Here is a 22028-nt window from a genome sequence, read left to right as displayed (position 1 = left end):
GTATCAGCCATATGACCAATACGGTTTCCATACATAATATTAGGAAAAAAGTTTATATAAATGTGGTGTATATCCACATTTTATCGTTATTAATAGTGCTGTTCTTTCTTAAGTTAATAGCACATTTTCTTTATCTATATACCTTTATTTATACAAGTCCAAGTACCTTAGGAAGGAACATTGAAAGCATTGGTATATAAGTTACAAGCAAGAGGGCAATAAGTATTATTGCAAAGTATGGAAGCAATGTCTTTATTACGCTTTCGATTGTAGTTCCACCAACTCGGCAGCCTGTAAAGAGAATTGTTCCTACAGGTGGTGTTATTGTACCAATTGATAAGTTGAAGCAGAGTAAGATACCAAAGTGAATTGGATCCATTCCGAATGACTTACAGATTGGTAATAAAATTGGTGTGAAGATAAGTATCGCTGGTGTTACGTCCATAAATGTACCAACTACAAGTAATAATACATTGATAAGAAGTAAGATAAGATACTTATTAGTTGTAAGACCAAGGATTGCATTTGCTATCATATCTGGAATTCCTGTAAATGCCATAGCCCATGACATAATTGATGAAAGTCCGATCATAAATGTAATGATACCTGTTGTCTTAGCTGCTTCAAGGACAATTCTTGGAATGTCTTTAATCTTGAAAGCCTTATATATAAGTGATAATACGGTTGCATATACTACTGCGATAGCAGAACCTTCTGTTGCTGTGAAGATACCACCAAGGATACCTCCGATTACGATTACGATAAGTAAAAGGCTTGGGATTGCCTGCCAGAATGTCTTAAGAGCAACCTTAACTGGAACTCTCTGCTCTGCCTGATAACCACGCTTCTTAGCCATAATTCCTGCAAGTATCATAACTGCACCACCCCAGAGAAGACCTGGAATATAACCTGCCATAAAGAGTGCTGCGATTGATACGCTTCCTGCAACACTTGAATATACGATCATTGTGTTACTTGGTGGAATTAACATACCTACTGGAGCAGATGCTACGTTTACTGCTGTACTGTAGTTCTTGTCATATCCTTCTTTTTCTTCAAGTGGTCCGATTGTACCACCCATAGCAGCGGCTGCTGCTGCACCAGAACCTGATATAGCTCCGAATAACATATTAGCTACTACATTTGACTGTGCAAGTGCACCTGGCATACGTCCACTGATTACCTTGGCACAATTAACAAGTCTTGTTGCTATACCACCATTATTCATTATATTACCTGCCAGAATGAAGAATGGAATTGCTATAAGCGAGAATGAATTAGAACCCGCAAATATTCTCTGAGCAGAAGTTGCAAATGAAACATCTGCTGGAATCATACATATCATTGATACTGCTGATGACATACCAATTGCTACACCGATTGGAGCGCCGATAACAAGCAGTACAACCAGTATTGTAACCATTACTAAGGCTACCTGTAATGCTATACTCATATATACCTCTCATTTCTATGCACTTATGTGCATTGCGTACCTTTATGCTTCATCTTTTTTAAGTTCAAGTCCGATATTGTATATGCTGTAAAAGATAATTATTACACCGCATATTGGAATAATTGAATATATAATACCTGTTGGAATATGCAAGATTGAGTCAAACTGTACGAAATTCATATGTGTAATCTTAAAACCACCAAATACCATTATAAGACCAGCAAATGCGATTGTTACACATTCAATTATTATATTGACGATTCTCTTAGCTTTCTTAGGAAGCTTATCTTTTACTACTGCAATATTAATGTGCTCTCTCTGTCCAAACATATATGTTGCAGATATGATTATTAACCATACAAATGAATATCTTGTAAGTATTTCTGTTACACTGCTTGGAGCTGAGAAAATGTATCTGGCAACAACCTGATAAGTTACCATAAGTACCATCATTATAAATATGAATACACTTGCATACGAAGTTACTTTATCTAATATATTTTTTACTGTCTTCATATTAATTCTCCTCTCTTAAAGCTTCTACTTTATTATAAATATCCTTTGTCATATCTGACTGGTTAGCAATACTATCAAGTAATGGCTGGCATTTTTCCCTGAATTCGTTAGTATCCGGATATACAAAGATTGCACCGTGTTCTTCTGCTTCTTTCTTACCTGCCTCAACAGCTTCCTTAAATGTATCAAATTCATATTCTGTTGATTCCATTACAAGCTTATCAAATATTGCTCTGTCTTCTTCTGACATGCTGTCAAGGAAATTAGTACTTGCTACAACTACATCAGGGTGAACAATATGTCTTGTATATGAGTAATATTTAGCTACTTCATAATGCTTGAAATCTGAATATACAAGCTCACTGTTCTCACCTGCATCAATTACACCCTGCTGAAGTGCTGTATACACTTCTGACTGTGACATTGCTGTACCTGTACCACCCATATACTTAACCATATTAAGATATGTTGTACTATCATTTACTCTTACAATCATACCCTTAAGATCATCTGCTGAGTTGATAGGCTTGTCAGCATATATATTTCTTTCACCTGCTGTATATATTGTAAGGACTTCAAAATTGTACTTTCTTGTTGACTTGAAAAGGTCTGTAAATACCCCTGATTCTGTTGCTCTTCTTAAATGATCCATATCCTGATAAAGATAAGGTGCACCGACAATAGCAAAGTTAGAATCATATCCTTCTGGAACTGAACATGGTACTATAGCCATATCAAGTGCACCAGTTCTGATGAATTCTGCCATAGAACCCTGCTCACCAAGTACACCGTTAGCATATATAGTCATTTTGTATCTGCCATTAGTAGCTTTCTCGAACTTCTCACCAAGCTCCTTCATAGCTTTATACTGTGGGTGATTTTCATTCTGGTTAAATGCTACTCTGATAATCTTAACTTCCTGACCATCTGCACTTTTACTTCCGCATCCTGTAAGTGTAAAGCTGGCCATTAAACATACGCATAATAATAATGCCATCAATTTTTTACCCATAAAATCCTCCATTCTTATGCTTTTGCATACAAGTGAATTACTTTAAAAGTTCTACACTTACTTTAACTACAACTTTTCTTACCTTCATAGGCTCTCCATCTGCAACCTGTGGTCTGTGAATATCTGTAGGGAAGAATACACAGAAACAGCCAGGTGTTGATGTGATAAAGCCTTCATTTTCTACATCTTTAACAAATATAAGATCTCTCTCATCATATCTTTCTGCCACTTCGTAGTTACCTGTATCTGGTGTGAAGCCTAACTTTTCCCTTCCTGTTACAAGAAACTGTACATCAAGATATTTCTCGTGATATTCCGGCTTTCTTGCCTCTAATGGTTCTGTCTCAGCATCGAATACCTGTGCATACATAAGCTTTCCTTCTATCTCATATACGCCGGTTTCCATTTTAGTAAAATCATTGTTCTTTAAATATTCTATTGCTCTTTGTACTGCTGCTGGATAATTCTTAAAATCATCCTTTGTATGAATTGATGAAAATATCATAACAAAACTCCCTTCTATTATAAATATGAAATTCTATAATATATACATTTATATTTTATTCTACATTATTCTTGCTTTTGTTCTCCATTGCATGAACCATATTAACAATCATCTTATGTGATGGAACTGGAACTCCCAATCTGTCACCAGCCTTAACTACCGCACCGCTGATTGTATTAACCTCCGTAAGCCTTCCTGCCTTAAGGTCTGCATATATAGATGTTCTTCCTTCTGGAGAATTAAGAGATGTATTTCTTACCCGTTCAATCATCTCTTCTTCATTAAACTCAAGCCCCATAGCTTTAGCTACCTGCATTGCCTCTTTTATAAGAGTAACTGTCATATTCCATGCATATTCATCTGTTGCGATAAATCCGATTGGAACCTGAAGAACTCCTGTAAGAGCACTAAGTGAAACATTAGTAAACAGCTTGTCCCATATAAGCTGCTGGATATTATCATAAATGTGTGTATCAAATCCACAAGAGTCAAGACAGACCTTAACTTTGTCAAGCATATGCTGTGAATCTTCAACAAGCATACCGATATTGGTCTTGCCCTTGCCGCCTCTTCTTACATATCCGTCACCAAGGATTGCTCCATTATCTTCTGTTGTACCTATGATAATTCTTTCCTTAGGAACAAATTCCAAGATAATGTCTTCATGGCCTGCACCATTCTGAAGAGTCATTACATATGTGTTATCTCCTATTATTCCCTTATTCTCCATAAGTGCTGCTCTTGAATATAAAGCCTTGACAAATATAATTACTAAATCTACTTCACCTATTCCTTCACTACTAAGTAATGCTGCTGGGTGATATATTACATCTGTATCATTCTCAAATAACTTTAATCCGTCTGCATTAATCTTATCTACAAGTTCTGCCTTCTTATCAATCATATATACATCATTGTTAGTAGAAAGATGTCCACCATATATAGAACCCATGGCACCAGCTCCAAGTACCGCTATCTTCATAGTATGCCTCCATTTCTTCACATTTTTGTTATCTTAAATATTATTTCTTCTTAAAATATTCTTCTTTTATCTGTTTATTATTACCATAATAAATATTTTTCTTTATTTATTATTTTTGCTATTGCGGTAATAAATATTTTTTTATTATTTCTATTGCTGCCGGCAGCCCTTAAGACCGCCAGCATATTATATTATGTTAAATACATTTTTCACTGATTAGCGGGTAAATTCTGCAAGACCTTCAATAGCATAAGCTCTGATTGGGCAAGAATCCAAGCCATATATTGGAAGTGGTGAGTATGACATAAAGAATGTATCCTGTGAAAGCTTATCAAGGTTCTTTAATACTTCAAGGAATACGATGTTCTCTGCCATACAGATGTCGTGGAAAGGCTTAACATCTTCGTTGCAGTTCTCAATTGAAACACCATCACCGAAGCCTACACACTTAATCTTGTGGTCTACACACCACTGTGCTGTCTCACCATTTACTAATAATCTCTGATCCTTGTCTGTATTAGTATCAGGTGTGAATGGGTCAAGCTTGTAAGATGAGTCGATGATAAGAATATCACCTTCCTTTACCCAGCCTTCTGTTGCCTTGTCAAGGTCTGCCGCACTGATGTGCTTTCTGTGAGGAAGTGTATCCTTGAAGTCAACATATATTGCTCTTCCCATAAATGTTGTAAGTGGAAGTTCAGCAACTGATGGCCAGTTGTCATCGTGATGATAAGGACACTCGCAATGTGTTCCTAAGTGGCTTGTAAGATCCATTGCTGTGTGGAAATCAGGAATTGGTCCGCCTGTGTTATATCTGATAAGGTGGCATCTTCTTGACTCTGTCTTTGGGTCTAATGGCTTTGTAAGATCGATTACCTTTAATCCGTTTCCTAAAGCAAATGTTGTGTTCATAATTAAATCCTCCTGTGAATTAAATATTTTGTTTACTTGTTAGCTTTTTAGATACTTGTTAAATTTTCCTGTTTGTTACTTATTTGTCATTTCCTTTGACACTTGCAGTATACCAGTATACCGGTTTATAATCAATTATCAAAGCTTTATAAATTTCTGATAATATTTTTGTAATATATGCACAAGTGTAAGTCGATTTTCAAATACTTTTACTAAAATAGCATATCCATTTTTATATATTTGTTAAACTTTTGACATTGCACCAGATGAAAACATTGTAAAAATATAGCATTTGTTGTATCATAGTGGTTTGCATAAGCTTTAATGTCTATTGCAATTTTTATATTATTTTGCAAGATTGGAGAATATATGAATAATTCAACCTCTTATTGGTTAAAAAAAGGAATTCACAACGGTATGCCTATAGCACTTGGCTACCTTGCTGTTTCTTTTACGTTGGGAATTGCCGCTAAGAATGCAGGACTGACCGCCTTACAGGCTGCCCTTGCAAGCATAACATGCCACGCTTCTGCTGGTGAGTTTGCCGGCTTTACACTTATTGCGGCACTTGCTGCATATACAGAGATTGCTGTTATGGAACTTATAATTAATGCACGATATTTTCTTATGTCGTGTGCCTTAAGCCAGAAATTAGATAATAAAATGCCATTTTTTCACAGACTTATTATGGGATTGTTCGTTACTGATGAGATATTCGGACTGACAGTATCTGTTCCTGAAAAACTCAACCCCGCATATATGTACGGAATGGTTCTTGTAGCCTCACCCGCGTGGGTTCTTGGAACATACTTCGGCGTGCTGTTTGGAAATATACTTCCAGCTAATATTGTAAGTGCTTTAAGTGTCGGATTATACGGAATGTTCATTGCAATAATAATTCCTCCGGCAAGGAAAAATCACATAATTGCAGGCGTTGTAGCAATATCAATGATTATAAGCTGTATATTCAGCTATGCCCCTGTTATAAGCAGCATTTCCTCTGGAACTCGAATTATTATATTAACAGTTATCATCTCACTTGCGGCAGCAATTCTTTTTCCTGTGAAGGAAGAGAATGCCAGAAGTGCTGATAACACTAATGCTACTAATAATACTTAAGAAACATATTACCTATATAGAATTGGGAGATTATTTATGCCTACACATAATACATACATATACATATTAATTATGGCTCTTGTAACATATCTTGTAAGAGTTCTCCCTCTTACACTGATACGAAAAGAGATTAAAAATATCACAGTTAAATCATTTCTTTACTATGTGCCTTATGTAACACTTGCTATTATGACTTTTCCAGCGATATTATCTGCAACCTCCAGTATAATATCAGCGGCTATCGCTTTTGTAATAGCCATCGTGCTTGCGTGGATTGGAAAAAGCCTTTTTCAGGTTGCAATGTTAAGCTGTGCATCAGTATTTATTGTAGAACTTGTTATAACATTTTTACAGACACATTAATATAAAGATTAAACCGCCGTCAGCCATTGAAATTAAAGGCTGGCGGCGGTTTCTATCAACACATTTTGTCCTATAAGTCTTTTATCCTATAAGTTCATTAATACCTTAATAAATATTAACTATCTGCTAGTGTATGTTAATGTATAACTGAAGCTTAATAAGCATTATCTCATATGTGCAGCTTTCACTAAATGCTTGGCAAGTACAGATGTTGTAACTGAGCCAACACCGCCCGGTACTGGAGTTGCGATTGAGGCAATATTCCCTATTGCTTCAAAATCCACATCTCCGCAGAGCTTTCCTTCCTCATCAACATTTATTCCAACATCAATAACAACAGCACCATCTGCAACATATTCAGGCTTTATCATCTTTGCTGAGCCTGCCGCTGCAACAAGTATCTCTGCATGCTTACAGGTCGCCGCCATATCGACTGTCTTTGTATGTACAACTGTAACTGTTGCATTTCTTTTCATAAGAAGCATAGCCACAGGCTTACCAATAACAAGGCTTCTTCCAACTACTGTAACTCTCTTGCCTTTAATATCTACACCTGCATAATCTAACATCTCTATAACAGCCTCCGCTGTACAAGGTGCATATCCTGTTTCATCTCCTGCATATACCTTAGCAAGATTAACCGGTGATATTCCATCAAGGTCTTTTCTTGGGTCTATTCTGTTCTCGACAGCCTTCTCATCAATATGCTTTGGCAATGGTCTTAAGAGAAGGATTCCATCTATGTCGGGATTATTGTTAATCTGGTCGAATTCCTTCTGAAATTCATCATTAGATATATCTGCCGCAAATGTATATGTTGTACATCTTACACCTACTTTATCCATTTTCTTTACTGCTCCACGTTCATATGAACAGTCATCCGGTCTTTCACCAACTCTTATTATTGCAAGATGTGGAAGTTCCCCATCTATATTCTTAATATCTTCTATAAGCTGCTCATTAATAGAATTAGCAACTGGCAGTCCTTTTAATATTTCCATTAGATAATACCTCCATTATTCTGACTGTATATATTGTTATCCTGGTATTTTTATATAACTACAATGCCAATATCTTTGTGATTATTATGGATGTACACAATCCATAACCCTGTCATATACTTTATCAGCAAGTTCATTGCCTGTAATTACAAGCTCGTCAGCTTTAGTATTCATATCTTCTGCAACATCAATATTTTTCATAAGCTTTGTATTGATATACACATTTAATGAAGCTCCGTTAAGAGCCGCCTTGCACATCTGTACACCAACACCTGCATCACTGATTGCAAGTCTGCTTCCAATAACCGATATTCTGTCAATAAGCTTTATTGCCTCAACTATAAGCTCCATCATAGAAAGAGGAGCTTCACTTGCAATAAGCAAAGCATTTTCCATAACCTTATTACGGTGCTCTAACTGTTCTTCTGTATCCTTAGGAAGTCCGTAAGCTTCTGATAACGGCTTAAATGCCTTGGCATCCTTATCCATACACTCATACAATCTGTTAGTAATGTCCCCAGCTTTAACAATAAGTTCTTCTATTTCTTCCTGATATTCTGCATATTTTTTCTTTCCTGTTGTCAAAGAAAGCACCATATTGCCCAATGCCATTCCTACTGCTGCCACATATCCGCAGGCTCCCCCTCCTCCAGGAACCGGCTCTTTAGAAGCTAGAACATTTAAAAAATCCTTCATATCCATATACTTTTTCCTCACTTCCTTAAATATCTGCTAAATTTCTATTGTACCTGTAAATACTGTTGTTGCAGGACCTTCCATATACACATTTCCTGACTCTGTATCCCAGCTTATATTAAGATCGCCACCAAGAAGATGAAGTGTTGCATCAATATCGCACATGCCATTAAGCACTGTCGCCACAAGGCTTGCACAGGCACCAGTACCACATGCAAGGGTTTCCCCTGAACCTCTCTCCCATACTCTCATATTAAGATTTTTTCTATCAACTACCTGAATGAATTCAGTATTAACTCTTTCTGGAAATGCCATATGGCTTTCAAAATGAGGTCCGATTTGTTCAATTGCAAACTTCTTTATATCAATATCTTTATCAAGATACACTATTCCGTGTGGATTACCCATTGATACGCCTGTTATCTCATATATACCGCCATTAACTTCTATCTTTTCTGCTACAACGGCGTTGGTTACTTCACTAAGTGCCTTTACTGCAACTTTGCTAAGTCCTGTATGCTTGGCGTTAGAAAGTATATCCTTGTATACAGCTTTATAATCCTTTAATGCACTTATATCCATCGGAATATCTGCGGCTTCAAGAACCGGACATCCCATATTAACCTTTGCTGTTGCGACCTTTCCGTCTGTACCTATATTTAATTCGAGTATCTTTATACCAGCAAGTGTATCAATATTTACTGTTGTCTTATCTGTAAGACCATTATCATATACATACTTTCCGACACAACGTATGCCATTGCCGCACATCTTTCCCTGTGAGCCGTCAGCATTGTACATTTCCATAAAGAAATCAGCCTTATCTGATGACTTTATAAGGATAAGTCCGTCCGAGCCTATTCCTGTATGTCTGTCACTTACCTTAATTGCAACCTCACTTGGATTATCTAATTCTTCTTTAGTGCAGTCAACATATACATAATCATTGCCTGCTCCGTGCATTTTTGTAAATACCATATATCCTCCAATCACCTTACTATAAAATTATATATCAGTATCTTTCATTAATAATACCAATCTGTTACATCTATATCTTTCTTTAATACCCATCTTTAGTGTTACGCATCCGTAAATATACTCATAACCATAGTCGCCGATTCTACCATAGTATTACCGCTGTCCATACTGCATTTTTGTATATAACGGAATGCTTCCTGCTCAGTCATATTATTCTTTTCCATAAGCATATGCTTTGCAGTATCTATTATCTTTTGTTCCTCAGGGCTTCTCTGCCTTGGCGTGGTTCTAGCTTTTCTTCTGCGGCGAATCTGCGATTGCTGCATAATCTCAATTGTAGATAATAAATCATTAACTTTAATCGGCATGGCAACGCATACAACATTGCTGTCGTGACATTCCTCCCACAAATTCTGCGACGCGACAAGCAGTATTTCAAAACTCTTTGGCTTGTATTCGTATAGTTCTGAATACAACATATTATCAGACAGCTTATAACCACATATTATAATTCCGTCTGACAGATTATCTGCCTGATTGATAGCCTGAGCACCGCTTGTACAGGGAACTGCCACATCATAACCTCTTCTTACTAAAAGACTGCGAACCGCCTTGGCCTCCTCTATTTTCGGAAACGCAACTATTAATGTAGACATATTCTAACCTCTTATCACAGTCAGTTTTTAAAATTTGTAAAGGTATTCATCAAGTTCCCACTGGGTAACCTGTGTCTTGTAATCGTTCCATTCTCTTAACTTGGCCTCTGTGTACTTAGATGTAATATGTTCTCCTAATACATCACATATGAACTTATCCTCATTAAGATATCTGACAGCATCATAAAGACTTTCAGGAAGCACCTCTATAGCCGCATGCTTTCTTTCTTCATCTGTCATCTCAAATATATTACAGTCAACACTTGCTGGAACCTCAAGTTTATTCTTAATTCCATCAAGACCAGCCGCAAGGCAGGTTGCAAGTACAAGATATGGATTAGCTGATGGGTCTGGATTTCTTAATTCAACTCTTGTACCCTGTCCTCTTGAAGCCGGAATTCTTATAAGCGGACTTCTGTTAGTTGCTGACCACGCAATATATACAGGAGCTTCATAACCCGGAACTAATCTCTTATAAGAATTTACTAATGGATTAGTAAGTACCGCCATACCCTTTGCGTGCTTCATAAGTCCTGCTATAAAATGATATGCATCCTCTGACAAACCAAGTGGGTCATTCTCATCAGCAAATATATTCTTTCCGTCCTTGGCAAGTGACATATTAACGTGCATACCTGAGCCATTAATTCCATACTTTGGCTTTGGCATAAATGTTGCATAAAGTCCGTGTCTTTTAGCTATAGTCTTTACTGTAAGCTTAAATGTCATTATATTATCGGCTGTCTTTAACGCCTCATCATATTTAAAATCAATCTCGTGCTGTGCTGGTGCAACCTCGTGATGTGAAGCTTCTATTTCAAAGCCCATATCTTCAAGTGTAAGCACCATATCTCGTCTTACATTTTCACCTAAATCTGTTGGACCTAAATCAAAATATCCAGCTTTCTCGTGTGAAAGTGTTGTTGGCAGTCCGTTATCATCTGTGTGGAACAGGAAGAATTCACATTCAGGTCCTACCTCGAATACATATCCCATATCCTCAGCTTCTTTAATTACTTTCTTAAGAATCCAGCGTGGATCACCTTCAAATGGCTTACCATCAGGTGTATACACATCGCATATAAGCCTTGCAACTTTGCCCTGCTGTGGTCTCCATGGGAATATCTCAAATGTATCATAGTCTGGATAAAGATACATATCCGACTCTTCAATTCTTACAAATCCTTCTACTGAAGAACCATCAAACATACATTTGTTATCAAGTGCTTTTCCTAACTGGCTTGATGTAATAGCTACATTTTTCAAAACTCCAAACATATCAGTAAACTGAAGTCTGATAAATTCAACATCTTCTTCCTCAACCATTCTGAATATGTCCTGCTTGGTATACTTTCCCATATCACTCTGTTCCTTTCCTGATTAAATGATAAGCATAAGCGTTATTATAATATTCACCAGTGCACATTTTACGCACCCTCAACTAATACGCCAATACAGATAATATACTACATTTACCTTTATCTTGTATACATTGTTTTGTCAAAAACTAATAATGTAAACCGTCATATTAACTTTGACTTTAACATATAATATTCCAACAATAAGTGCCTGTATCATACAGAAATGAGGATTACAATGAAGATCAGCCATTACAAATTATCAGTATTACTTTCCATAATACTTCTTAGTCTTGCTACTTTTTTTTACATATACACGACAATATTCACACAACACGGTGCATATGCCAATAGTTCGGCTGTTATTAATGGAATTGGCGGAGGTAATATAACTGGTGATTGTCAGGCAGGAAAAAAAGCACTGCCAATATACTGCGTGCAGACTGACAAGAAACAGATTTCGATATCTTTTGATGCTGCGTGGGGTGCTGACGATACTATCCAGATACTGGACGTTTTAGATAAACATAATGTAAAGACTACATTTTTTATGACGGGAGGCTGGGTATCAACTTATCCTGATATGGTTAAAGAGATATACAGCCGCGGCCACGACCTTGGAAATCACAGCGAGAACCACAAACAGATGAGTAAGCTTGATACTGCCTCACAGAAAGAGGAAATTATGTCTGTACACCAGAAAATAGAAGAACTCACAGGATACAACTGTTTCCTGTTCCGCCCTCCTTATGGTGATTATAATTCTGAACTAATTAATACTATATATGGCTGTAACCACTATCCTGTACAATGGGACGTTGACTCTCTTGACTGGAAGGACTACGGCGTTGAAAACATTATAAAAACCATCACCACGCACAAAGCACTTGGCAACGGCTCTATAATTCTTATGCACAACGGCGCTAAATTCACGGCTGATGCACTCGATACCGTCCTTACTAATCTTGAACAGCAAGGGTATGAGATTGTTCCTATATCACAGCTTATCTTAAAAGATAACTTCCATATGGATAGTACCGGACGACAATTAAATGATTAAAAGTTACATAAACCTCATCTTATAACCACCGCTGAACACTTTCCCAACTGCAAGCTTATTGCCCCACTCCCTGTCTGTAAGCCTGCAGTTAAAATCTACTGCATCAGCACGTCCATACCAAGGCTCTATGCACACAAAAGGTACTCCTTTTCCTGCTGATGACCACAATCCAAATACCGGTGTATCAAATATAACCTCAACAACCGGTTTGCAATCTTTACAAAGGCTTACACATTTTATGTCGCTGTTCTCAATAATATAAGCATCCTTATCAAAGAAATTCTCTGTCAATGTCACATTTTTATTAGTGATTGGCATATAGTGGATATCTGGCTGTACAAGTCCATCCTTTGATAACAAATGGTATTGTATTCCATTCTCTTTGGTTTCGAATCTTACCTGTGCTCCAATGGCATTTTCACCACACACAAAAGCCGGATGTCCACCAATGCTGAAATACATCTCTTTATTATCCTTATTCACAACTTCCCATATAGTTATGACATTATTATCTGCCAGTCTGTGTGTTATCTTTAACTCAAAGTCAAAAGGATATACAGCTTTAGTGTTCTCATCAGACTCCAGTTTCATTACCACGGCACTATTATCCTTCATAACAAGACTAAACTCCATATCTCTTGCAAAACCATGCTGTGTCATATGATATTCTTTTCCCTCGTATATTGAAGTATCGTTCTTATACCTTCCAACCAGCGGGAATAATACTGGTGTATGTCTTTTCCATATGTCTGGCTGTCCTGACCATATATACTGCTTATTATCGCTCTTTCTAATAACTGATACTATCTCACAGCCCTTACTATCTACAATCACCTCAAAATTATCATTACTAAGTGTATACTGCATATATTTCCTCTCTCTTATGTTTATTTGCAGTTACCTGCCTTATTATCTGTCGTTATTCATCCTCCAGTCTATGCATCTTTGGAGATATTCAACATATTCTGGATTTTTGCACATACCCTTTCCCGGATTATCTGAAATCTTAGCAACGTCCATTCCATTACATTTAGTAGTCTTCATTACTATATTAAGTGCCGGAACATCTGTATCATTACTTATATATGTTCCTATTCCAAATGCAACCTTAGCTTTTGCATTAAAGTATCTGTAAAGCTTGTCAGCCCTGTCAAAGTCAAGGCTGTCACTGAATAATAATGTCTTATTAGCAGCATCTATCCCAAGACTCTCATAATGCTTAATCATCTTATCTCCCCATTCGTATGGGTCGCCGCTGTCATGTCTTACACCTCCAAAAAGTGTTGCATAAGTAAGCTGGAAATCCTTTAAGAAGCAGTCTGTTGTTATCGCATCTGTAAGTGCAATACCATTAAGAATTCCATATTCCCTTACCCAGGCATCAAGTGCATACCAGTTAGAATATGCCGGATTGTGCTTATGGTTGCCCTGTCCTGTACACATTATCCACTCGTGTGCCATTGTTCCAACAGGTGTAAGATTATATTTCTTGGCAAGATATACATTACTTGTTCCTACGAACAAAGAATTACCATTATAGTCAGCCTCTGCAAGTGTCTTAACCGCAAGTTCCTGTGCCTCTGATGATAATCTTCTTCTAAGTCCGAATTCACTAAAGCTTCCAAGCCTGTATACATTCTTTCCTTGTGCTTCATCAGCCTCATCGGCCTCAAGTGCCGCAACCTTGGCACTTAATCTTTCCTTAAAGCTCTTAAGAAGTTCATCATAATTATATGCCATTCTGAAATACACTTCATTGACAATCGCAAGTGTTGGTATCTCATATAATGAAGTATTAAGCCACGTTCCAAAAGTTTCTATGCTAAGTCCACATTCTGCATCAGTTGTAATCTTAAAATCAGCATATCTTGCCTGCCATAATCTTAAGAAATCAACATAACTTCCTTTCATCCACTTAACATTTTCAAGATAATCAAGCTCGTCCTCTGTAAATCTTAAAGTACAGAAATGCTTTATCTGCTCTCTGATTTCTTCTACCATCTCTTCTGTAAAATGTACATCTTTATTCCTGCACTTAAATGTCCAGGTTGTCTTATAATCAGAGAACTGGTGGTAAATTGCCTGTCCCATACTGAACTTGTACATATCTGTTTCCAAAAGACTTACTATAATTGGATTTAATTTCATAAATAATCCTCCGTTCCTGTGCTGCTACACTTACTCCTGACTGTCATTACTGTATACATATAACTCTGATAATTTATTGCCTGTTATTGATACACCTTTTTTATTAACGGCCTTTATTTTATCATTTATACTTCTTTTAAAACTTGTCTTATACAACTGCTTTCCAAGTATAATCTCGTACACTCTCTGCAAATCTGGAAGTGTGAATTCCTTATGCATAAGATTAAATGCAACATCACTATATTGTGTCTTATTCCTTAATCTCATAAGTCCCTCCAGGATAATCTGGGCGTGGTCAAATGCTAACGCCTCATAACTTATAAGTTCCGGAATGTAACTCTTCACGCTGATACAGCCATTTTTAAATATCTTTTCCTTAAGCGAATATTTAATCGTAATATTTTTCTCTTTATTAGCAAATGTCAATATCTCATCATTAAATGTTATATCAAACCATAATGCTTCACTCGCATCATCTCCAGCCTGCGGCTTAATTCCATCAATTGGAATAAGTGTCATATACGCTATATCTATAACCCTCATTCTTGGATCTCTGTCCGGCTGGCTCATTGTATAGAGCTGTTCCATATATATATCTTTAAGTCCTGTTTCTTCTTCAAGCTCTCTGCACGCTGCCGTATACGCTGATTCTGTTATATTAACAAAACCTCCCGGAAGTGCATAACAATCTATATATGGATGATTATTACGCTTTATAAGAAGTACTTTAAGACATTTTAAATCCCTGCTCATGCCAAAAAGAAGCATATCAACCGTAACACTAGGTCTTTCATAGTGTCCCGGATTATATTGTTCAAGAAACTCCTTTTCTGTAAGCCCATCTTTATTTCTTCTTTCAGCTCTTGGTATATACTCATTATTATTGCTAATTTCACTCATAAAACCTATACCTCTTATTAAAAGTAGCTTTTTGATACTTTTATATATACTACTTTTGTACTAATATGTCCAGTATTTTTTACTAATCAGCCGCGTTCCTGTCTTATCCCACTCCGATTTTTTATTCATTATCTACATAACCATTCCCTGCAATAACATAAAAATAAAGCTGTCACACTAAACTCAATCTATACATTATGCGGCTGTAAGCATACTGCCTTCTGCCTGCATATTATACAAATCACCATTTAGTGTAACAGCCCAATTACCATTTAATTATAGCTTTCTTATAATTGTATCATTCTTTAATTATAATTGTTAAACATTAATATCCCAACGACTTTAAAGTACTATAATCACTAAGCTGCATATAATACTTAACATTATTATAAGTATCCTCATCATAATAGCTTACTGATAATACAACCTTATCAGTATCAAAGGTCTTATCAAATGGATTGTCAAGTTCTTTTCTTATTTCACTGATAAGATTCATATCTGATATATTACTGCTGTCCACATAATAATAGCTGCCATCCTTTATTGAATATATATATAATGTAAAGTCATCATTAATGTCCGATTTATTCAATCGTATATTTTCAAAGTTATCAAGATACTTTTTAAGCATATTACTTGTCTGTGATATATTCTGTGATGCAATCCTATTAACTGCATTATAATAAGCATTTAAAGTCTTAGGAAGCTTATCACCTAATAATATCTGTGCTGAGTATGGTATTCCATTTCTTGTAAACGAAATGTATATATATGGCATACCACCCCTGTATCTTGATGAAACATCATTAATACTGCTATAATACTGTGTAAATGGAATACTGTTAATTTCATTAATGAAAGTTTCGTACACTTCTTTGGCAGCTTCCTGTGTAATTATGTTATCCATAAATGTAAGCTTGGCATCTTCAAATGCTGGAAGGTTCTTATATTCCTTACTTATATCCTGCATATTCCCGAACTTGGAAGCAAGCTTAACAACCTCTGACTGCTTAATGAATACTTTTCTGTATCTTCCAAATATGCCGTCTTTAATATATACATTATATTTTATATATTCTTCATTTTTTCTTCCATTATTATAATAACCTGCACTGATATCCTGTATATTCTGTAAATTATCCTCAATACTGTCTGCTACAAGCTTTATAACTTCTTCATCTGTTATCTTGAGTCTGCCTAATATATCCTCAAAATAATCTTTTTCTTCTGAATAACTGTATGACAACATATTGTCGTTTACAATTGACATCTTTACATACTTTACCTTTGAAGTATCTGGAACGTACGAAAGCATCTGCCCAATTCCTGCATTAACAATCACTCCAAATACTGCCGCAAGGACGTAAGCCAGAATAATTGAAGGCATTGCTTTTATTATTCTGTGAAGTTTCCTGCTTGATATGACTTCATATATTATTACAACAAATGCAGCCACCACAAATGAAACCACTATATATTCAAGAAAATATCCTCTGTAACCACTACGCTTTTCCCTTATATAAAGCATAACTCCAAGAACACTTATAACAAAACCGATTGCAGTTCTTATTGCAAACTGTAACTTCCAGCCGAGTGCCGGCTTACCTGCTGTCTCACTCTTTCTCTTAGTAAACAGTACACAGCCAAGAACAATATAAATAACTGCAAGAACCAGTGTGTATATATTAGAGGCGATCGACAAAAGCATCTGTGAAACACTTGACGATGTAATATATAAAGGTTCAAATGCACCAAATACCTGTGCTGTAAGCATATTATAAGAATTATCAAGTATCCACACAGGACATTCCATAGTCGCTGTAGCAACTGAATCTGTAACTGTACTTGCGATAAGCAGTATAATAAATCTTGGTAGAAATACTATAAGTCCTGACACACATATATTGCTGAATATATTACCTGTTATTGAACAAGCCAGTGCAATTGCCGCACTGCAAAGAAGTGCACATATAAATTCTGCAACATATATATGAATTGTTACACCGTAATCAACTATAAAATAGTTCCTAAAAATGTGGTAGCCTATAAAGCTTGCCACAAAAGCTGTCAGCATTGATACTGCCTGCCAGAATGTAACTGCAGCGAACTTACTTATAAATAATGCCTTTCTTTTGTACGGAAGTGAATGGTAGAAATCACTTGTACTTCTTTTATTAAGAAATGACCACGCATAAAGAGCAAGTATCGGTGTTATAACCAATACAACAATCAGCAGCACTCCTTGTGATGATATCGGTGACACCAATGATGTATAAGGCGATGACATATTAATAACTTCTGTGCCACTCTCTGCTGCAGCATTAGCGGCATTTATCATTTTTTTAATATTAAGTCCTTCTATGATAATTGGAAATCCTGATACAAATGCCACAACTGCTAAAGATATAAATCCAATCACCTTTAACTGTATTACTGTCTGCCAGAACAGCTTTAAACTAAATACATTTTTATTATTAGTATTGTCCATCAAGTTCCACCTCCAATGCTGTATCAAATTCATAACCTAACGCTTCCATCTCATAAGTAAATACTTCTTCTAATGTAAGCGGAAGCACATCAAGAACAAGCGGATTTAACTTACTAAGCTTCTCAACAGTTGTATCTCTGTCGCCATTAATAATCATATTGGCAACAGAACCTTCCTGTCTGTATCTTATTATGTTAAATTCATCAAATGTACTTCTTGAGAATTCATTCCTGAATGCAACCTGAATTTTAAACTGTGATGTCTTTAACTCAAGCACATCACTGTCAAGTACAAGACCACCTCTGTGCAGTAATGCAAGATGGTCACATATATCCTCAAGCTCCCTTAATGAATGTGAAGTCACAATAACAGTTGCATTATATTCAATAACATCATTGCATATAAGCTTTTTAACAAGATTTCTCATAACAGGGTCAAGACCGTCAAATGTCTCATCAAAGAACATATACTTTGCCCTTGTAGACAATGCCAGTATAATTGCCGCCTGTCTTTTCATTCCTTTAGAGAAATTGCCAATTGGCTTTGCTGGATTTAACTCGAAAAGCTCTGTAAGCTTATTAAATCTTTCCCAATCGAACTTTTCATATATCGATGCGTACAGCTTTGCCATTTTATTCATATTAGCACCTGGCAGGAAGAATAATTCATCTGCCACAAGAACCACATTTTCCTTAATCTTAGGATTTTCATATATTGGTGCATCATCTATATATGCCTCACCCTTTTCCGGCTTATATATGCCTGCAAGAACTCTTAAAAATGTTGACTTTCCTGCACCGTTAGAGCCGACCATTCCGTATATACAGCCGTCACTGATGTTACAAGTAATATTATCAAGTGCAACAAAGTCTTCAAAATTCTTGCTGACTTCCTTAACCTTAATCATCACAAGCCCTCCCTTATTTATTCTATTTCTTCATATACCTTATTAACATTTTCAATAATCTCATCTTTAGAAATACCTGCTAATGCAAGCTCCCTTACAATCTGGTTTAACTTAGGAAGCTTCTCCCTTACATTAACTCCCAAAGCTTCAAGTGCGTCAGGCGATATAAACGACCCTTTACCCGGAACTGTGACTATCATCTGTCTTCTGTCCAGCTCTGAATACGCTTTCTGAATTGTATTAGGATTAGTTGACAGTTTAACTGACAGGCTTCTTACAGATGGCATTTTATCTCCCTCTTTAAGAATTCCAGTCATTATCTGCTCCTCAACCTGATTTATAATCTGTTCATATACAGGCACTCGCGACATGACATCTATAACGAACATCGTATTACCAATCCTTTCTAATATTTAATTCATATTGATTATAATTTATCTATAATTGTTATTAACTATCATAAGTCTTATAGATCTTATAATTACTACCAGTATTCTATACCAGTTATCCATTGCAATGTATTAACTGTACTATATTAATTAGTACAGTTGTTATGATTAATATATTATATACCTTGAATTTTGTCAATATGAAATTAATTAGTATATTTGCATAACATCTTCCTCTTTGATTAACACTTAAATTATGCTACAATAATTCTAATTATGACGTGTCACAGGTAAATATGCTTTTCTTCGCTAAGAAACCGCTGTTTATGCCCCTGACACTCACATTATTAACAATTATTAATACAGGAGGATTATCTAATGAGCGAAGCATGTTCACATAACTGTTCAAGCTGCGGTTCTGACTGTAGCGAAAGAACAGCACCACAGAACTCAAGAAATGATAATAATAAAAATGTAAAGAAAGTTATAGCTGTTGTCAGTGGTAAGGGCGGTGTCGGAAAGTCACTTGTAACTTCACTTCTTGCAGTTAAAGCACGCCAGTCTGGTCTTAAAACTGCCATTCTTGATGCTGATATAACAGGACCATCTATCCCTAAATCTTTTGGTCTTTCAGGCAAGGCAACCTGCAATGAAGAAGGTACAATAATATACCCACCAGAAACCCGCACCGGTATCAAGACTATGTCACTTAACTATCTTCTTGATAACGAAACCGACCCTGTTATATGGAGAGGTCCTGTTATCGCCAGTGCTGTTAAGCAGTTCTGGGAGGAAGTAGCATGGGAAGATACAGACTGTATGTTCATCGACTGCCCACCTGGAACTGGCGATGTTCCACTTACTGTATTCCAGACACTCCCGGTTGACGGAATTGTTGTTGTAACATCACCTCAGGATCTCGTATCTATGATTGTTGAAAAGGCTGTTAATATGGCTAAGATGATGGATATTCCTGTTATCGGAATTGTAGAGAATATGTCATATTTCAAATGTCCTGACTGTGGCAATATCCACTACATTTACGGAAAAAGCAATATTGATAAGGTTGCCGAAGATATGGGCATTAAAAATGTTGCTAAAATGCCTATAGACCCACACGTTGCTGAATATATCGATGCAGGACGTGCTGAGGAGCTTGATGCCTCTGCACTTGATACTATATTCAAAGATATTTAAGGATTATATTATGAAAAGGATAATAATGTTTAAAGGTGGAGTTGAAACACTTGAGTTCTTCTCTGTTGAAATAGCTGAATATTTAGAAAGCAAGGGATACGAAATATTCTGGTACAACCTGCTTTTATCAAAGAACAGCTTTAATGAGCTTATGCACTATTATAATAATCAATGCAATGAACAGCTCTATGCAATTACCTTTAACTTTGAGGGACTTGAGGGCGAAGAAGGGTTATATAACAATGATGGCTGGAACTTCTGGGACTATTCTGGTGTTACAGTTATTAATATCGTTGTTGACCACCCTTTATATTACAATCAGTTTCTTAAAGCTCTGCCTGAACATTATCGTCAGGTCAATATTGACCATATGCATATTGATTATATGAAACGCTTCTTTCCCGATGTTGATGTATATTTTATCCCATCTGCCGGAACCGAGCTCAATAAACACAGAAAGCTTATTAAAGATTATGATTACCTGCCAATGTGCCAACGTCCAATCGATGTAATATTTACAGGCAATTACACTCCTAAGCATATTCTAAGAAAGCAGCTTAATAATATGGAACAGGATTATATTGATTTCTATGAAAGTGCCTTAGAACGCCTTATTATGTCACCAGACCTTACTATTGATGAGCTCTCAGAAATGTGTCTTAAAGAAGAATTTCCAGAAATAACTGATGAACAGCTCGCCAACTGTATGCCGCCAATGATGTATGTTGACCTTTCTGTAAGATTTCACTACAGACAGCTTGTTATCCGTATGCTTGCAGACTCTGGAATAAAGCTTAATACATATGGTTCCGGCTATAATTATATAGAATGTAACCACCCTGAGAATATCATTATGCACGGCGGTGTTAATTCCCAGAAATGCCTTGATATGATAAGCCAGTCCAAAATATCACTTAATGTAATGCCCTGGTTTAAAAATGGCATTCACGACCGTATATTTAACAGCTGTCTTAATGGTGCTGTCAGCCTCTCTGACTCATCTATATATATTGATGAATTATTCACTGACAGACAGAATATAATATTGTATGACCTTAATATGTTAAGGGATTATGAGCTTTCCGGGTATGACCTTAATATCACCAAGCCTCTTACAGACTATATTAAAGAATTATTAGCAGACGACAATAAGCTTCAGGCTATTGCTGATAACGCTTACAGCCTGTGCCATAACAGACACGACTGGAAAAACAGAGCCTCCATTATAGAGGCCCTGTTAAGATAAGTTGACTATTTTTTTATTATATGTTAAAGTAGTATTCGCTTGCGGATGTGGCGGAACTGGCAGACGCGCTAGATTTAGGTTCTAGTATCGTACGATGTGCAGGTTCGATTCCTGTCATCCGCATTTTTTATTTTAAAATATT

General features: G+C 36.3%; 22 protein-coding genes and 1 tRNA gene. 6 read left to right on the top strand and 17 right to left on the bottom strand.

Annotated features, from left to right (window positions below):
- Positions 1-148: 148 nt before the first annotated feature.
- The 6 genes from WMO42_RS10965 to WMO42_RS10940 all read right to left on the bottom strand — a co-directional run bounded on the left by WMO42_RS10965 (position 149) and on the right by WMO42_RS10940 (position 5380).
- Positions 149-1453 carry a TRAP transporter large permease gene (locus tag WMO42_RS10965; protein WP_022501317.1) on the bottom strand — a complete coding sequence of 435 codons (1305 nt, stop codon included), beginning with the start codon at positions 1451-1453 and terminating at the stop codon, positions 149-151.
- A 42-nt stretch (positions 1454-1495) separates the two neighbouring features.
- The gene (locus WMO42_RS10960) at positions 1496-1969 is read right to left on the bottom strand and encodes a TRAP transporter small permease (protein ID WP_022501318.1); all 474 of its coding nucleotides are present in this window, start codon (positions 1967-1969) and stop codon (positions 1496-1498) included.
- Position 1970: 1 nt separating this feature from the next.
- On the bottom strand, positions 1971-2981 hold the full coding sequence (locus WMO42_RS10955) for a TRAP transporter substrate-binding protein (RefSeq protein ID WP_022501319.1): 1011 nt from the start codon (positions 2979-2981) through the stop codon (positions 1971-1973).
- Positions 2982-3018: 37 nt separating this feature from the next.
- Positions 3019-3486: a YhcH/YjgK/YiaL family protein gene (locus WMO42_RS10950; RefSeq protein ID WP_022501320.1), complete on the bottom strand. Its 468-nt coding sequence runs from the start codon at positions 3484-3486 to the stop codon at positions 3019-3021.
- Between the two features lie 55 nt (positions 3487-3541).
- Complete coding sequence (locus tag WMO42_RS10945) at positions 3542-4468, bottom strand: ketopantoate reductase family protein (protein ID WP_055307195.1); 927 nt, start codon at positions 4466-4468, stop codon at positions 3542-3544.
- Positions 4469-4684: 216 nt separating this feature from the next.
- Positions 4685-5380 (bottom strand): cyclase family protein, encoded by a 696-nt coding sequence (locus WMO42_RS10940; RefSeq protein WP_022501322.1) that lies wholly within the window; start codon positions 5378-5380, stop codon positions 4685-4687.
- 369 nt (positions 5381-5749) lie between these two features.
- On the opposite strand from WMO42_RS10940, the gene WMO42_RS10935 reads away from it, so the two are divergent.
- Both WMO42_RS10935 and WMO42_RS10930 read left to right on the top strand, forming a co-directional pair.
- A complete protein-coding gene (locus WMO42_RS10935; RefSeq protein WP_022501323.1) occupies positions 5750-6499 on the top strand; it encodes an AzlC family ABC transporter permease in 750 nt (249 codons plus the stop codon).
- Positions 6500-6535: 36 nt separating this feature from the next.
- Positions 6536-6862 (top strand): AzlD domain-containing protein, encoded by a 327-nt coding sequence (locus tag WMO42_RS10930; protein ID WP_022501324.1) that lies wholly within the window; start codon positions 6536-6538, stop codon positions 6860-6862.
- A 164-nt stretch (positions 6863-7026) separates the two neighbouring features.
- Here WMO42_RS10930 and WMO42_RS10925 read toward each other — a convergent pair whose 3' ends face one another.
- The 5 genes from WMO42_RS10925 to glnA form a co-directional block, all read right to left on the bottom strand.
- The gene (locus WMO42_RS10925) at positions 7027-7863 is read right to left on the bottom strand and encodes a tetrahydrofolate dehydrogenase/cyclohydrolase catalytic domain-containing protein (RefSeq protein WP_022501325.1); all 837 of its coding nucleotides are present in this window, start codon (positions 7861-7863) and stop codon (positions 7027-7029) included.
- Positions 7864-7947: 84 nt separating this feature from the next.
- Positions 7948-8565 carry a cyclodeaminase/cyclohydrolase family protein gene (locus tag WMO42_RS10920; RefSeq protein WP_055176520.1) on the bottom strand — a complete coding sequence of 206 codons (618 nt, stop codon included), beginning with the start codon at positions 8563-8565 and terminating at the stop codon, positions 7948-7950.
- 30 nt (positions 8566-8595) lie between these two features.
- Complete coding sequence (gene dapF, locus WMO42_RS10915; RefSeq protein WP_349192276.1) at positions 8596-9537, bottom strand: diaminopimelate epimerase; 942 nt, start codon at positions 9535-9537, stop codon at positions 8596-8598.
- Positions 9538-9638: 101 nt separating this feature from the next.
- On the bottom strand, positions 9639-10193 hold the full coding sequence (locus WMO42_RS10910) for an ANTAR domain-containing protein (RefSeq protein WP_055176523.1): 555 nt from the start codon (positions 10191-10193) through the stop codon (positions 9639-9641).
- A gap of 27 nt (positions 10194-10220) precedes the next feature.
- Positions 10221-11552: a type I glutamate--ammonia ligase gene (glnA, locus tag WMO42_RS10905; RefSeq protein WP_349192273.1), complete on the bottom strand. Its 1332-nt coding sequence runs from the start codon at positions 11550-11552 to the stop codon at positions 10221-10223.
- Positions 11553-11789: 237 nt separating this feature from the next.
- On the opposite strand from glnA, the gene WMO42_RS10900 reads away from it, so the two are divergent.
- Positions 11790-12611, top strand: a complete 822-nt coding sequence (locus WMO42_RS10900) for a polysaccharide deacetylase family protein (RefSeq protein WP_172678529.1) — start codon at positions 11790-11792, stop codon at positions 12609-12611.
- Positions 12612-12614: 3 nt separating this feature from the next.
- Here the strand turns inward: WMO42_RS10900 and WMO42_RS10895 are convergent, their stop codons facing one another.
- The 6 genes from WMO42_RS10895 to WMO42_RS10870 all read right to left on the bottom strand — a co-directional run bounded on the left by WMO42_RS10895 (position 12615) and on the right by WMO42_RS10870 (position 19443).
- Positions 12615-13478: an aldose 1-epimerase family protein gene (locus WMO42_RS10895; RefSeq protein ID WP_055307199.1), complete on the bottom strand. Its 864-nt coding sequence runs from the start codon at positions 13476-13478 to the stop codon at positions 12615-12617.
- A gap of 42 nt (positions 13479-13520) precedes the next feature.
- Positions 13521-14759, bottom strand: coding sequence for a nicotinate phosphoribosyltransferase (pncB, locus tag WMO42_RS10890; protein ID WP_055176532.1), 1239 nt, complete (start codon positions 14757-14759; stop codon positions 13521-13523).
- Positions 14760-14789: 30 nt separating this feature from the next.
- Positions 14790-15659 (bottom strand): NUDIX hydrolase, encoded by an 870-nt coding sequence (locus tag WMO42_RS10885; protein ID WP_349192270.1) that lies wholly within the window; start codon positions 15657-15659, stop codon positions 14790-14792.
- 325 nt (positions 15660-15984) lie between these two features.
- On the bottom strand, positions 15985-18147 hold the full coding sequence (locus tag WMO42_RS10880; protein ID WP_349192268.1) for a hypothetical protein: 2163 nt from the start codon (positions 18145-18147) through the stop codon (positions 15985-15987).
- A complete protein-coding gene (locus WMO42_RS10875) occupies positions 18134-19054 on the bottom strand; it encodes an ABC transporter ATP-binding protein (protein ID WP_349153826.1) in 921 nt (306 codons plus the stop codon). Before WMO42_RS10875 ends, WMO42_RS10880 begins: the two co-directional genes overlap by 14 nt.
- A 17-nt stretch (positions 19055-19071) precedes the next feature.
- The gene (locus WMO42_RS10870) at positions 19072-19443 is read right to left on the bottom strand and encodes a GntR family transcriptional regulator (protein ID WP_022501336.1); all 372 of its coding nucleotides are present in this window, start codon (positions 19441-19443) and stop codon (positions 19072-19074) included.
- Positions 19444-19821: 378 nt separating this feature from the next.
- Here WMO42_RS10870 and WMO42_RS10865 point away from each other — a divergent pair, with 378 nt between their 5' ends.
- From WMO42_RS10865 to WMO42_RS10855, 3 genes are all read left to right on the top strand, one after another.
- On the top strand, positions 19822-20640 hold the full coding sequence (locus WMO42_RS10865; RefSeq protein ID WP_055176539.1) for an Mrp/NBP35 family ATP-binding protein: 819 nt from the start codon (positions 19822-19824) through the stop codon (positions 20638-20640).
- Between the two features lie 10 nt (positions 20641-20650).
- A complete protein-coding gene (locus WMO42_RS10860) occupies positions 20651-21886 on the top strand; it encodes a glycosyltransferase (RefSeq protein ID WP_349192266.1) in 1236 nt (411 codons plus the stop codon).
- A 41-nt stretch (positions 21887-21927) separates the two neighbouring features.
- Positions 21928-22009 (top strand) — tRNA-Leu (locus tag WMO42_RS10855).
- The last annotated feature ends 19 nt before the right edge of the window (positions 22010-22028 follow it).

Source organism: Lachnospira sp. CLA-JM-H23, from assembly GCF_040096425.1.
Taxonomy (GTDB): Bacteria; Bacillota; Clostridia; order Lachnospirales; family Lachnospiraceae; genus Lachnospira; species Lachnospira rogosae.
Note: the sequence above shows the minus strand (reverse complement) of the source record. Positions and strands in the feature narration are given on the sequence as shown.